16 protein-coding genes are annotated in these 12,301 nt (G+C 63.8%); 4 read left to right on the forward strand and 12 right to left on the reverse strand.

What is annotated here, in order from left to right; genetic code table 11:
- The first annotated feature begins 82 nt into the window (after nucleotides 1-82).
- Nucleotides 83-295 (forward strand): hypothetical protein, encoded by a 213-nt coding sequence (locus AC1RUK_RS18005; protein ID WP_481834541.1) that lies wholly within the window; start codon nucleotides 83-85, stop codon nucleotides 293-295.
- Nucleotides 289-882, forward strand: coding sequence for a CPBP family intramembrane glutamic endopeptidase (locus AC1RUK_RS18010; protein WP_481834540.1), 594 nt, complete (start codon nucleotides 289-291; stop codon nucleotides 880-882). The genes AC1RUK_RS18005 and AC1RUK_RS18010 overlap by 7 nt, the downstream gene beginning before the upstream one ends.
- A 58-nt stretch (nucleotides 883-940) precedes the next feature.
- Here AC1RUK_RS18010 and era read toward each other — a convergent pair whose 3' ends face one another.
- The 9 genes from era to rpoZ form a co-directional block, all read right to left on the reverse strand.
- Nucleotides 941-1,873, reverse strand: a complete 933-nt coding sequence (era, locus tag AC1RUK_RS18015; RefSeq protein WP_481834539.1) for a GTPase Era — start codon at nucleotides 1,871-1,873, stop codon at nucleotides 941-943.
- A gap of 69 nt (nucleotides 1,874-1,942) precedes the next feature.
- The gene (gene rnc, locus AC1RUK_RS18020; protein ID WP_481834538.1) at nucleotides 1,943-2,698 is read right to left on the reverse strand and encodes a ribonuclease III; all 756 of its coding nucleotides are present in this window, start codon (nucleotides 2,696-2,698) and stop codon (nucleotides 1,943-1,945) included.
- Nucleotides 2,699-2,700: 2 nt separating this feature from the next.
- Nucleotides 2,701-3,450, reverse strand: coding sequence for a signal peptidase I (gene lepB, locus AC1RUK_RS18025; protein WP_436171745.1), 750 nt, complete (start codon nucleotides 3,448-3,450; stop codon nucleotides 2,701-2,703).
- A gap of 77 nt (nucleotides 3,451-3,527) precedes the next feature.
- Complete coding sequence (gene acpS, locus AC1RUK_RS18030) at nucleotides 3,528-3,941, reverse strand: holo-ACP synthase (protein ID WP_436171744.1); 414 nt, start codon at nucleotides 3,939-3,941, stop codon at nucleotides 3,528-3,530.
- A complete protein-coding gene (locus AC1RUK_RS18035) occupies nucleotides 3,938-4,522 on the reverse strand; it encodes a DUF2062 domain-containing protein (RefSeq protein WP_481834537.1) in 585 nt (194 codons plus the stop codon). Before AC1RUK_RS18035 ends, acpS begins: the two co-directional genes overlap by 4 nt.
- A gap of 156 nt (nucleotides 4,523-4,678) precedes the next feature.
- Complete coding sequence (locus AC1RUK_RS18040) at nucleotides 4,679-5,062, reverse strand: VOC family protein (protein ID WP_481839466.1); 384 nt, start codon at nucleotides 5,060-5,062, stop codon at nucleotides 4,679-4,681.
- 64 nt (nucleotides 5,063-5,126) lie between these two features.
- The gene (gene pyrE, locus AC1RUK_RS18045; RefSeq protein ID WP_481834536.1) at nucleotides 5,127-5,705 is read right to left on the reverse strand and encodes an orotate phosphoribosyltransferase; all 579 of its coding nucleotides are present in this window, start codon (nucleotides 5,703-5,705) and stop codon (nucleotides 5,127-5,129) included.
- Nucleotides 5,706-5,772: 67 nt separating this feature from the next.
- Complete coding sequence (locus AC1RUK_RS18050; protein ID WP_481834535.1) at nucleotides 5,773-8,001, reverse strand: RelA/SpoT family protein; 2,229 nt, start codon at nucleotides 7,999-8,001, stop codon at nucleotides 5,773-5,775.
- 122 nt (nucleotides 8,002-8,123) lie between these two features.
- Nucleotides 8,124-8,525 (reverse strand): DNA-directed RNA polymerase subunit omega, encoded by a 402-nt coding sequence (gene rpoZ / locus AC1RUK_RS18055; protein WP_006202227.1) that lies wholly within the window; start codon nucleotides 8,523-8,525, stop codon nucleotides 8,124-8,126.
- Between the two features lie 318 nt (nucleotides 8,526-8,843).
- Between rpoZ and AC1RUK_RS18060 the strand changes: the two genes are divergently transcribed.
- Nucleotides 8,844-9,425, forward strand: coding sequence for a LabA-like NYN domain-containing protein (locus AC1RUK_RS18060; RefSeq protein ID WP_006202226.1), 582 nt, complete (start codon nucleotides 8,844-8,846; stop codon nucleotides 9,423-9,425).
- The gene (locus tag AC1RUK_RS18065) at nucleotides 9,422-10,093 is read left to right on the forward strand and encodes a uracil-DNA glycosylase (RefSeq protein WP_481834534.1); all 672 of its coding nucleotides are present in this window, start codon (nucleotides 9,422-9,424) and stop codon (nucleotides 10,091-10,093) included. Before AC1RUK_RS18060 ends, AC1RUK_RS18065 begins: the two co-directional genes overlap by 4 nt.
- Nucleotides 10,094-10,102: 9 nt before the next feature.
- Here the strand turns inward: AC1RUK_RS18065 and AC1RUK_RS18070 are convergent, their stop codons facing one another.
- The 3 genes from AC1RUK_RS18070 to dapA form a co-directional block, all read right to left on the reverse strand.
- On the reverse strand, nucleotides 10,103-10,810 hold the full coding sequence (locus AC1RUK_RS18070) for a glycoside hydrolase family 25 protein (protein WP_481834533.1): 708 nt from the start codon (nucleotides 10,808-10,810) through the stop codon (nucleotides 10,103-10,105).
- Nucleotides 10,811-10,882: 72 nt separating this feature from the next.
- Nucleotides 10,883-11,362, reverse strand: a complete 480-nt coding sequence (gene smpB, locus AC1RUK_RS18075; RefSeq protein WP_006202221.1) for an SsrA-binding protein SmpB — start codon at nucleotides 11,360-11,362, stop codon at nucleotides 10,883-10,885.
- Nucleotides 11,363-11,387: 25 nt separating this feature from the next.
- Entirely contained in the window at nucleotides 11,388-12,269 is an 882-nt protein-coding gene (gene dapA / locus AC1RUK_RS18080; protein ID WP_481834532.1) for a 4-hydroxy-tetrahydrodipicolinate synthase, read from the reverse strand.
- Nucleotides 12,270-12,301 lie beyond the last annotated feature (32 nt).

The following is a 12,301-nucleotide window of genomic DNA, read 5'->3' on the forward strand; positions in this document are numbered from 1 at the left end:
GGCTCGTTCCCAAATGCATGTCGACCGATCGGGCAGTCCGGCGACCTCTCGCGATCAAACCTGCCCGTCGAGAGGACCTGCCATGACTTCCTTCCTGGACCTGGTGCGAAGGCACCAGCTGACTGCGTTCTTTTCGCTGGCGCTCGCCCTGACCTGGCCGGCCTTCATCCCGTTCTGGCTGTCGAATGGCGACAGCATTCCCTGGTTCACCTTCGGCCCGATCGTTTCCGGTTTCATCGTCGCGGCCCGTCCGGCGGCTGGGGCTCGGTCAAGGCCATCCTCGCCTCGATGGTGAAATGGCGGGTGCATCCCTTCTGGTATCTGGTGGCGTTCGGCCTGCCGTTCGGAGCGCAGCTTGCCTCGATCCTGATCAACCCGTTGTTTGGCGCGGCAGCACCGGCCTTGAGCAACATTCCCGCCATGGCCGAGATGCTGCCGATCATCGCGCTCTATGCCGTCTTCAGCGGCCCGCTCGGCGAAGAGCCGGGATGGCGCGGCTTTGCCACGCCACGTCTGCTCGGCAGCCATTCGGCGCTCACCGGCAGCCTGATCCTCGGTGCGATCTGGGCCATCTGGCACGTCCCGCTCGGCCTGGTCGGCGACCTCAGCCTCTACGGCACGATCAACGTCGTGCTGGCAGCCGTGGTGTTCACCTGGCTCTACCAGAATACCGGCAGCGTGCTTCTCGCCTTCATCATGCATGTCACGCACCAGAACAGCGTGCGCTTCCTCGGCAGGGTGTTCACCGACGGCGATTATGAGCAGCAGCAGTGGATCGGTGTCGCAATCTGGGCAGTGATCGCGGTTGCCATCGTCGCCTGGTATGGCACCGAGAGTTTTGTCCGCCAGCCAAAGACGCAGCTTGCCGTCGCTGCGGCCTGAACAAAATCCGCAACATGAGCGCGGCGCCCTTTTCCGGGGCGCCGCGCTCATGTTGCGGTCAGTGCGGAAATTCCAAACCCATCTCGCGGTAGCGCTCGGGGTCGTCGCCCCAGTTCTCGCGCACCTTGACGAACAGGAACAGGTGCACCTTCTGTTCGAGGATGCCTGCGATCTCCATGCGCGCCGCCTGGCCGATGGCGCGGATGGTCTCGCCCTTGTGCCCGAGCACGATCTTCTTCTGGCTCTCGCGCTCGACATAGATCGTCTGGTCGATACGCACCGAGCCGTCCTTCTTCTCTTCCCATTTTTCGGTCTCGATATGGGAGGAGTAAGGCAGTTCCTGATGCAGCCTGAGATACAGCTTTTCGCGGGTGATCTCGGCCGCCAGCTGGCGCATCGGCAGGTCGGAGATCTGGTCCTCCGGATAGTACCAGGGACCGGCCGGCAGCGTCTCCGCCAGATAGTCGAGCAGGTCCTTGCAGCCGGAACCGGTCAGCGCCGAGACCATGAAGGTGCGCTTGAACGGCACGCGTTCGTTGGCGGTTGCGGCGAGCGCCAGCAGCGCCTCGTGCTTGACCCGGTCGACCTTGTTGAGGATCAGCACCATCGGCTGGCGCACATCCTTCAGCCGCTCCAGGATGGCGTCGGCATCGCCCCTGATGCCGCGCTCGGCATCGATCAGCAAGAGCACGACATCGGCATCCTTGGCGCCGCCCCAGGCGGTGGTCACCATGGCCGTGTCCAGCCGCCGCTTCGGCTTGAAGATGCCCGGTGTGTCGACGAAAACGATCTGGGCGTTCTCGTGCGTGGCGATGCCGCGCACGATGGCGCGGGTGGTCTGCACCTTATGGGTGACGATCGACACCTTGGCGCCGACCAGCTGGTTGACCAGCGTCGACTTGCCGGCATTGGGCGCGCCGATCAGCGCGACGAAGCCGGAGCGCGTGGCGGGGACTTCTGCTGCCGGAGCGAGGTCTTCGGTGGCGGTCATGCCGCGCTCCCTTCGTTAGAGCGCCGCGCGTCCTCCTGGACACGCAAAGGACGCTCTAAGACTTTGAATCTACGCATCGTGCTCTCCAAAAATCGATTCCGATTTTTGGGCCGATGCGACCCAGACGCCTTCGCGCATAAGCAGTGCGGCGGCGGCGGCCTGCTCGGCCTCGCGCTTGGAGCGCCCGCTGCCGGTTGCCGGCGTAAAAGCGCCGACCTTGACGCTGACGGTGAACAAGGGATCGTGGTCCGGTCCCTCGCGGCTGTCGATACGATAGGCCGGCATGGCGCCTGCCGCCGCCTGATGCGCCCACTCCTGCAATTCGGTCTTGGCATCGCGGCGGGCCGCACCGATGGCCTGCGAGCGGGGACGCCAGTATGTGTGGATGAAGGCGCGGGCCGCCTCCAGGCCGCCGTCGAGATAGAGCACGGCGATCAGCGATTCCAGTGCATCGGCGCGCAGGTTGACGCGCTTGCGCCCGTCGAGACCGCGCACGTCGGAGCCAGCGCGGATCAGTTCCGGCAGGCCGATCTCCTCGGCGATCTCGGACAGCGCCTCGGCATTGACCAGCGCGTTCAGCCGAAGCGACAGTTCGCCCTCGGCGGCGTCCGGAAATGCCGCGAGCAGCATATCGGCGACGACAAGGCCGAGAACGCGGTCGCCGAGGAACTCGAAGCGCTCATAGTCGACGCCAGCATGGGTTGAGCGGGCGCTGGCATGGGTCAGCGCGCGCTGCAGACGCTGGCGGTCGGCAAAGGCGTGGCCGGTGCGCTGCATCAGCGCTTCGGCGAGCGCATCGGCGGTCAACCGCTTTGTCGCCGCCATGCCTAGTCGACGAAGTTGAACAGGCGCGACACGCGCATGAGCGACGGCCATTTCCAGATCTCGAGCGGGCTGGCGCCGTCGGCGATCGAGAAGAAGATGATGTTGGCGCGGCCGACCAGGTTCTCCTCCGGTACGAAGCCGACGGTGAAGCGGCTGTCGGAGGAATTGTCGCGGTTGTCGCCCATCATGAAATAATGGCCGGGCGGCACGTCGAATTCGCGCGTGTTGTCGCCGATCGAATTGGGCGTCAGGTCGAGCGTGTCGTAGGAAACGCCGTTGGGCAGCGTCTCGCGATAGACGTCGACCGGCCCCTGGGCCTCGGTGATGTCGGGGTTGTCGATCTGTCCCGTCTTCACGCGCGGCACGCCGACGCCATTGATGAACAGCTGACCGTCCTTGACCTGGATCTTGTCGCCCGGCAGGCCGATGACGCGCTTGATGTAGTCGACGGACGGGTCCGGCGGGAACTTGAACACCGCGACATCGCCGCGCTTGGGCGCGGCATCCCAGATGCGGCCGGAGAAGATGTCGGGGCCGAACGGCAGCGAATAGTGCGAATAGCCGTAGGACCATTTGGTGACGAACAGATAGTCGCCTTCGAGCAGGGTCGGCCGCATCGACCCGGACGGGATCGAAAACGGCTGGAACAGGAGCGTGCGGATGACCAGCGCGAGCACCAACGCCTGAATGATGACGCTGACGGTTTCGCCAAGCCCGCCGGATTTCTTCTCGGATTTTTCAGCCACGCTCATGTCGTCCTCGATTGTGCGTTGGATGGTATAGAGTCTCGGCGCGCGCTGGGCAACGTCATGCCGCTGGTCAGATGCAATCAATGTGGCGCTTGTTCGACGGGCAACGCCTCAATGATCACAAAGGCTTGAGCAAGCGGAAAATCATCAGTGATGGTGAGGTGGATTGCCGCGCGGTGCCCCCCAGGCAGGATCTTGTCCAGCCTGGCGGCAGCACCCCCGGTCAGCGCCATGGTCGGCTTGCCGCTGGCAAGGTTGACGACGCCCATGTCGCGCCAGAACACGCCTTGCGCCAGACCGGTGCCCAGCGCCTTGGCGCAGGCCTCCTTGGCGGCGAAGCGCTTGGCATAGGAGGCGGCGCGCCCTTGGCGAGCTTCGGAACGGGCCTGCTCGACCTCGGTGTAGATGCGCTGGATGAAGCGCTGGCCATGCCGCTCCAGCGACTTCTCGATGCGTCTGATGTCGATCAGGTCGCTGCCGATGCCGATGATCATGCCGCGGGAACTTCCCGCCCGCCGTGCCTGGCCTTCTGCGCCCGCTCGTCCATGCGCCTCTTGCGCTGCTCGCGAAAGACGGTCATGCCCCAGCGGGTGATGCCGTAGAACACAAGCCCGAAGACCAGTCCTAGCGGTAAGGCGCCGATCAGCATCGGCTCCAGCACCGGGTGCCACAACCTCGCAAACGAAAGCGTATGCATCATTTCGCCAAGATGCTCAGGCGGCCCGTGCTTCGGCAGGCGTTCGTGCAGGATCAGCTTGCCGGTCTCCCAGGACGCGCCCCACAGCAGCGGAAAGGTCAGCGGATTGCCAAAGAACACCGCGCCTAGCGCCGCCGCTACCAGATTGCCGGCGATCACCCAGCAAAGCACGGCGGCGATGACGAAGTGAAAGCCGAGCGGGAAGAACGAGGCGAAGACACCGGCCGAGACGCCGGCGGCAACCGCGTGCGGCGTTGCCTTCAGCCGGAGAATCCGCTTGGAGAAATACTGCAGCGAACGAGAGAACGAGCGGCGCGGCCACAGATAGGTACGCACCCGCTCCAAAAGGCCATCAGGCTCGCGGCGTCGAAAAAGCACTCTGTTCCAGTTCCTGATTTATCAACGCCGGCAACTCCGGCCATCCCGGCCGGGGCGCCACAGCCATATCTTGCGCTTTGAGGTCCCAAAGGCAACAACGACTTTGATATAGCGACGCGCCGGCCGAAGAACAACGGACAGGCTGAGCCGAAGCGGCTACTTCAAATACTCGCTGACCTCGACGAGGTTGCCGTCCGGATCGCGAAAGTAGACAGACATCATCGGGCCGCGGGCGCCGGTGCGCTCGACCGGGCCGACTTCGACGGCGACGCCGTTGGCTGCCAGGCTGGCGCAGACCTCGGCGAGCGGCCGGGCGGCAACAAGGCAGAAATCGCCGGCGCCAGCTGTCGGCGCCTTGGCCTTCGGCTCGAAGGTGCGGCCCACCTGATGCAAATTGATTTTCTGCGATCCGAGGAGCAACGCGGTCGGCCGGTTCGGCTCGTCGAGGCGCCGGAGGCCGAGGACACGTTGGTAGAAGGCGCAGGTGTCATCCACCGAGCGGACCGTCAGCACGAAATGATCGATGCTGGCGATCATCACGGCGCCGCGCTCCCGAAGCGATTCAAGCGACCCGCTCAAGTGCTTGTTTTCATGCATGGCGGCATCAGATGTTGCGGCTGCCGGGCTTGACGGCCGGGATGGCGGCGAGTTCGGGCGGCAGCCGGTCGGCCGGATAGGCCGGAACCTCATATTCGGCGAGCGCGATCAGCGGCACGCCGACATCGGTCTTGCCGGCCGATCGGTCGATGATGCAGGCGGCCGCCACCACCTCGGCGCCAAGCTCGCGCAGGCAGTCGATGGTCTCGCGGATCGACAGGCCGGTGGTGACGATGTCCTCGACGATGACGACGCGCGATCCCCTGGCGATCTCGAAGCGGCGCAGCCTGAACTCGCCCCCTTCCCGCTCGACCCAGATCGCCGGCGCACCGAGATGGCGCGAGGTCTCATAGGCCGGGATCAGCCCGCCGATCGCCGGGCCGACGACATAATCGATGCGGCCAGGCACGGCGCTGCGGATCTTTTCGGCCAGCGCACTGCAGAGACGCTCGGTCTTGTCGGCATGCATAAAGACGCGCGCCTTCTGCAGGAAGACCGGGCTGCGCAGGCCCGACGTCAGGATGAAATGGCCTTCGAGAACGGCGCCGGCCTCGCGGAAAATGCCCAACACTTCGTCGGTGTTCATCGTTGCCTCTTTTTTGATTGACCATGATCTTGTCCGAAAACCGGCCACCACTTTTCGGGATCATGGTCTAGCCATTGACGCGCCGCGCATCGCTGACGCTCGAATTGTCCTTGAGCTGCGACAGCAGCCGGTTGAGGTGCTTCAGATCCCAGACTTCGAGATCGATCAGCATTTCGGTGAAGTCGGGCGCGGTGCGCACCATCGACAATGTATGGATATTGGCGTCGTTGGAGGCAACGACCTGGGCGATGTCGGCCAGCGAGCCCGGTGCATTGATGGCGGTGACCGAGACGCGGGCCGGGAAGCGCTCCTTGGTGCGCTCGTCAATGTCCCAGCGCACGTCGATCCAGCGCTCGGGCTGGTCGTCGAAGGCCTGCAGCGCCGGCGACTGGATCGGATAGATGGTGATGCCGGTTCCCGGCTGCACGATGCCGACGATGCGGTCGCCTGGGACCGCGCCTTCCGGCGCGAAGCGCACCGGCAGGTCGCCGCGCACGCCGCGGATGGGAACCGCTCCATCGCGCGGCTGGTCCTTGTCCTTGCGTGCCGCACGACCCGGGATCTGGAACAGCATGCCGGCGGCATTGCGGATCTTCGACCAGCCCTCCTCGCGCTGCTTGGGCGCGGCAACGGTGACGCGTTCGTCCTTGTAGTCGGGGAACACCGCCTTCATGACGTCGGTCGAGGCGAGCTCGCCGCGGCCGACCGAGGCCAGCACGTCCTCGATGTCCTTGCGCGCCAACCGGTGCAGCACCGGCTTCAAGCCTTCCTTGGTGAAGCTCTTGCCGGCGCGCTCGAAGGCGCGCTCGAGGATGCGGGCGCCGAGACCCGAATACTGCTTGCGGATGGCATTCTTGGTGGCACGGCGGATGGCGGATCGCGCCTTGCCGGTGACGACCACCGATTCCCAGGCCGCCGGTGGCACCTGCGCCTTGGAGCGGATGATCTCGACCTCGTCGCCGTTCTTCAATTCGGTCATCAGCGGCATGATGCGGCCGTTGACCTTGGCGCCGACGCAGGTGTCGCCGACATCGGTGTGCACGGCATAGGCGAAGTCGATGGGCGTCGCGCCGCGCGGGAGCGCAATCAGCATGCCCTTGGGCGTGAAGCAGAACACCTGGTCCTGGAACAGCTCCAGCTTGGTGTTCTCGAGGAAATCCTCGGGATTGTCGCCTTCGGCCAGCTGCTCGATGGTGCGCCGAAGCCAGGCATAGGCGTTGGTCTCCTTCGAGATCGCGTGGGCGGCACCGTTCGTCTTGCCGCCGGTGTCCTTGTAGATCGAATGCGCGGCGACGCCATATTCGGCGATCTTGTTCATCTCGCGGGTGCGGATCTGCAGTTCGACGCGCTGGCGCGAGGGACCGACGATGGTGGTGTGGATCGAGCGGTAGTCGTTCTGCTTCGGCGTCGAGATGTAGTCCTTGAAGCGGCCGGGGACCATCGACCAGGCGGTGTGGATGGCGCCGAGCGCGCGGTAGCAGTCCTCGACCGTATCGACGACGACACGGAAGCCGAAAATGTCGGACAGCTGCTCGAAGGACAGCGCCTTGGCCTCCATCTTGCGAAACACCGACCACGGTTTCTTCTGCCGGCTCTTCACGCCAGCCTTGATCGCATGCTTTTCGAACAGCGTGGACAGCGACTTCTCGATCTCGGACAGCACGCCCTTGTTGCGCTCGAAGATCTCGGCGAGCCTGGCGGTGACGGCGCGGTAGGCTTCCGGATTGATGTAGCGGAAGGCGATCTCCTCCAACTCCTCGCGCATGCCTTGCATGCCCATGCGGCCGGCAAGCGGCGCATAGATCTCCATCGTCTCCTCGGCGATGCGCAGGCGCTTGGCTTCCGGCACATGGTCGAGGGTGCGCATGTTGTGCAGGCGGTCGGCGAGCTTGACCAGAAGCACGCGCACATCTTCCGAGATCGCCAGCAGCAGCTTGCGCAAATTCTCCGCCTGCTCGGCCTTCTTGGAGACGAGGTCGAGCTTCTTCAGCTTGGTCAGGCCCTCGACCAGCTTGCCCATTTCCGGGCCGAACAGTTCGTCGATCTCGGCCCTGGTCGCTGTCGTGTCCTCGATCGTGTCGTGCAGCAGGGCGACGGCGATCGTCGCCTCGTCCATGTGCATTTCGGTGAGGATGGCGGCGACTTCGAGCGGATGCGAGAAATAGGGGTCGCCGGAGGCGCGCTTCTGATGGCCATGCTTCTGCATGGCATAGACATAGGCCTTGTTGAGCAACGCCTCGTTGACGTCAGGCTTGTAGCGCTGGACGCGCTCGACAAGCTCATACTGACGCATCATGGGCGGGATCTCGCGGTGCTGAAATGAATCATGCGCCGAATATGCATCCGGCGCATGTCATAGATAGCCACGAAACTGCCGACGCGAAAGTGTCGGCAGCGTCGGCGAAGATCAATAGTCGATCAATAGTCGTCGCTTTTTTCCGGCGGGACCAGGCCTTCGATGCCGGCAAGCAGGTCTTCCTCGGTCATGCGGTCGAAAGCGATGTTGTCCTCGGCGTCGTCGGCGTCGGTCGCCGCAACGGCGGTGCCGGTCTGATCGGCGATCACCTCGCCGTCAGCTTCCGGCTCGTCGACCTCGACATGCTTCTGCAGCGAGTGGATCAGGTCTTCCTTGAGGTCGTCGGGCGACAGCGTCTCGTCGGCAATCTCGCGCAGAGCGATGACCGGGTTCTTGTCGTTGTCGCGCGGCACGGTGATCTGCGCGCCTTGGCTGATCTGGCGGGCGCGGTGGCCGGCCAAGAGCACGAGCTCGAAGCGGTTGTCGACCTTGTCGATGCAATCTTCAACGGTTACGCGGGCCATGAATTGCCCCTTTCATGCCTGGATTTGATGGAAAACAGGCGCGGTCCATAACCCGAACGCCGCCAAAATACAAGCTTCTTGGCAATGCCGGCCCCTGGCCCGGGCGGAGGGCGGATCGGTACCAGAATTCGGGACACGCTTGGCTGCGACGATTGCGCACCGATCACAATTGCTTGCAATGCGGCAACGCAGCTTGGATTGCCGCAAAACTGGCGCTATCTCGGATAAGGAAGGCTATAAGGTCTATTTTTCAGAGACCGGCCGATAGTCACGCACGCATTTAGACGACCGCCTATTTTTCGAAAAGGAAATTTTTCCATGTTCGACCCTCGTGAGAAAATCGCCCTTTTCATCGACGGCGCCAATCTCTACGCCACCTCGCGGGCGCTGGGTTTCGACATCGACTATCGCAAGCTTCTGTCGAGCTTCCAGAAGCGCGGCTATCTGCTGCGCGCCTACTATTACACCGCGCTGGTCGAGGATCAGGAATATTCCTCGATCCGGCCGCTGATCGACTGGCTCGACTATAACGGCTTCAAGGTGGTGACCAAGCCGGCCAAGGAATTCACCGACTCGACCGGCCGCCGCAAGATCAAGGGTAATATGGACATCGAACTGACCGTCGATGCGCTGGAGCTCGCCGATGTCGTCGACCACTACGTTATCTTCTCCGGCGACGGCGATTTCCGCACCCTGGTCGAGGCGCTGCAGCGGCGCGGCCGCAAGGTCTCGATCGTCTCCACCATGGCCTCGCAGCCGCCAATGATCTCCGACGATCTGCGCCGCCAGGCCGATCATTTCATGGACCTGATGACACTGAAGAACGAAGTCGGCCGCGATCCGTCCGAGCGGCCGGTGCGCCGGCCCGAGCCGGCCGAAGTCGATGAGGACGATTTTTGACGGCGGCGGCCTTGGTCGCCGCTTCCTCCCCCGAACCCGGCCGCGACTGCTCGCTCTGCCCGCGGCTGCATGATTTCATCGCCGACTGGCGGCAACGCGAGCCGTCCTGGTTCAACGCGCCGGTGCCGACCTTCCTGCCGCCCGAAGGCGAGGATGCCGTCAGGCTTTTGATTGTCGGGCTGGCGCCGGGCCTGCGCGGCGCGAACCGGACGGGGCGACCCTTCACCGGCGACTATGCCGGCGACCTGCTATACTCAACGCTGATCGCGCATGGTTTTGCGCGCGGCGAGTTCAAGGCGCGGCCAGACGATGGGCTGCAGCTTGTCGGCACGGCGATCACCAATGCGGTGCGCTGCGTGCCGCCGGAAAACAAGCCGGTGGGTGCGGAGATCACTACCTGCCGGACATTTCTGGTGCCGACAATCGCGCGCTTTCCCAATTTGCGCGCCGTGCTGGCGCTGGGCTCGATCGCGCATCAGTCGACGGTACGTGCGCTGGGTGGGCGCGTCGCCGCCTATCCGTTCCGGCACGGCGGACAGCAGCAGGTCAGCGCCGTCACGCTGTTTTCCAGCTATCACTGCTCGCGCTACAACACCAATACCGGCGTTCTGACCGAGGCGATGTTCGTCAATGTGTTCAGGGAGATAGCGACGTTCCTGAAGACATAAAGTCCGGAGTCAAGGCGCCGCAAACAATTCGGTCAGCTTCGCCGGCCCGCCCTGCAAGACATTGAGGTCGACATCGCCGTCGATGCCGTCGACACGGCCCCTGTTGTGGTATTGCCAATAGACCCAGTCGTCGCTGCCCGGCTCGAGCAGCAATGAGCGAAGCCAGAGCGGGCGCGCCGCTATCTGCCCGGCATAGGCGGTTGCGGCGTCGTCGGTCAGATAGACGATCACAGGCTTGCCAAAGGCGGCTTCCACCGGACCGAGGAATGCCAGGAGTTCGGCATTGAGCTGTTCAGGTGATGGCCTTTGCGGGCAATTGCCGCCGAATTCGATGTCCACCACCGGCGGCAGCAGCGGCCCGTCGCGCGGCACCACAGAGATGAAATTTTTCGCCTGGTCGGCGCCAGGCCGACAGAAGGTGAAGAAGTGATAGGCGCCGACGGCAAGACCGGCCGCGCGCGCCTCGCGCAAATTGGCGGCAAAGGCATCATCGACATGGTCGCCGCCCTCCGTCGCCTTGATAACGGCAAAGGTGACATCGTCGGCGGCGACGCGCTGCCAGTCGATCTTGCCCTGATGATGTGAGACGTCGATGCCTCTCAGCGGAAATCGGGTGCGGTCCGGCGAGAAGGTACGGAAATAGGCAAGGCCGCCTGCCGCGACGAGGCCGGCCACGGCCACGATGGCCAGGCTCCAGAGAACAATCCGGTACTTCAAGGCGATCCCCTGTTGGAACTGGCGGCTTGTTCGACCTTTGAAGCCAGACTGTTGGCTTTCTTCAGGCTACCGTCACCCACGCTCCTTCAACAAGCGGCCTTTCTCGCGCGACCAGTCGCGCTGCTTTTCGGTCTCGCGCTTGTCGTGCAGCTTCTTGCCGCGGCCGACGGCGAGCAAAAGCTTGGCGCGGCCCTGGTCGTTGAAATAGATTTTCAGCGGCACCAGCGTCATGCCTTCGCGGTCGACGCTCTGCGACAGCTTCGCCATCTCGCGCTTGTTGAGCAGCAGCTTGCGGCGCCGGCGCGGCTCGTGGTTGAAGCGGTTGGCCTGCAGGTATTCCGGCAGATAGGAGTTGATCAGCCAGATCTCGCCGCCTTCGACCGAGGCGTAGCTGTCCTGGATGTTGGCCTGGCCCTGACGCAGCGACTTGACCTCGGTGCCGGTCAGCACCAGACCGGCCTCGATCGTGTCGAGCACCTCATAGGAAAACCGCGCCTTGCGGTTCTCCGCAACGGTCTTGTTGTTGGGATCGGCTTTTCTGACTTGATTCATGATGTGGAGAGGTGGCGCCTCATCCCTAATTTATCAAGCCAGCGTGCTTCATCGCCTGATCGATCTTCTCGGCGGTCGATGCCTCGATCGTCACCAGCGGCGAGCGCACGACGTTCTCGACCTTGCCCAGCTGCGACAGCGCGTATTTAGCGCCGCACAGGCCAGGTTCGGTGAAGATCGCCTTGTGCAGCGGCATGAGGCGATCCTGCAACTCAAGCGCCTTGGCGCTGTCGCCGGAAAGGGTAGCTTCCTGGAATTCGGCGCATAACCTCGGCGCGACATTCGACGTCACCGAGATGCAGCCGACGCCGCCATGCGCGTTGAAGCCGAGCGCCGAAGCGTCTTCGCCCGAAAGCTGGATGAAATCCTTGCCGCAGGTGGCGCGCTGCTCCGACACCCGCTCGACCTTGCCAGTGGCGTCCTTGACGCCGACGATGTTCTTGAAGTCATGCGCCAGTTGGCCCATCGTTTCCGGGCTCATGTCGATCACCGAGCGCGGCGGAATGTTGTAGATGATAATCGGCAGCTTGGTCGCCTTGGCGACGGCGGCGAAATGCGCATAGAGACCGCGCTGCGTCGGCTTGTTGTAGTAGGGCGTGACGACGAGAGCCGCGTCGGCGCCCGCTTTTTCGGCATATTGCACCAGCCCGACCGCCTCCTCGGTGTTGTTGGAGCCGGCACCGGCGACGACCGGAACGCGCCCGTTGGCGACCTCGATGCACACCTTGACGACCTGGCGATGCTCGTCATGCGACAGTGTCGGCGACTCGCCGGTGGTGCCGACGGGAACCAGCCCGGTTGTGCCTTCGGCAAGCTGCCATTCGACGAACGCGCGAAAGGCTTTCTCGTCGAAACGCCCGCTCTTTTCGAACGGTGTCACGAGCGCGGTCAGCGAGCCTCTCAGCATGTCGTCCAACTCCTTGGGACTTATCGAGTTTT

This window comes from Mesorhizobium monacense (assembly GCF_056781675.1).

Bases quoted from the DNA above. Each gene is read 5' to 3' on its own strand.
- pyrE (WP_481834536.1), bottom strand. From the start codon at position 5,705: ATGAACACCGACGAAGTGTTGGGCATTTTCCGCGAGGCCGGCGCCGTT.
- AC1RUK_RS18060 (WP_006202226.1), top strand. From the start codon at position 8,844: ATGTTCGACCCTCGTGAGAAAATCGCCCTTTTCATCGACGGCGCCAAT.
- rnc (WP_481834538.1), bottom strand. From the start codon at position 2,698: ATGGCGGCGACAAAGCGGTTGACCGCCGATGCGCTCGCCGAAGCGCTG.
- AC1RUK_RS18050 (WP_481834535.1), bottom strand. From the start codon at position 8,001: ATGATGCGTCAGTATGAGCTTGTCGAGCGCGTCCAGCGCTACAAGCCT.
- dapA (WP_481834532.1), bottom strand. From the start codon at position 12,269: ATGCTGAGAGGCTCGCTGACCGCGCTCGTGACACCGTTCGAAAAGAGC.
- rpoZ (WP_006202227.1), bottom strand. From the start codon at position 8,525: ATGGCCCGCGTAACCGTTGAAGATTGCATCGACAAGGTCGACAACCGC.
- AC1RUK_RS18010 (WP_481834540.1), top strand. From the start codon at position 289: ATGGTGAAATGGCGGGTGCATCCCTTCTGGTATCTGGTGGCGTTCGGC.
- acpS (WP_436171744.1), bottom strand. From the start codon at position 3,941: ATGATCATCGGCATCGGCAGCGACCTGATCGACATCAGACGCATCGAG.
- era (WP_481834539.1), bottom strand. From the start codon at position 1,873: ATGACCGCCACCGAAGACCTCGCTCCGGCAGCAGAAGTCCCCGCCACG.
- lepB (WP_436171745.1), bottom strand. From the start codon at position 3,450: ATGAGCGTGGCTGAAAAATCCGAGAAGAAATCCGGCGGGCTTGGCGAA.
- smpB (WP_006202221.1), bottom strand. From the start codon at position 11,362: ATGAATCAAGTCAGAAAAGCCGATCCCAACAACAAGACCGTTGCGGAG.
- AC1RUK_RS18005 (WP_481834541.1), top strand. From the start codon at position 83: ATGACTTCCTTCCTGGACCTGGTGCGAAGGCACCAGCTGACTGCGTTC.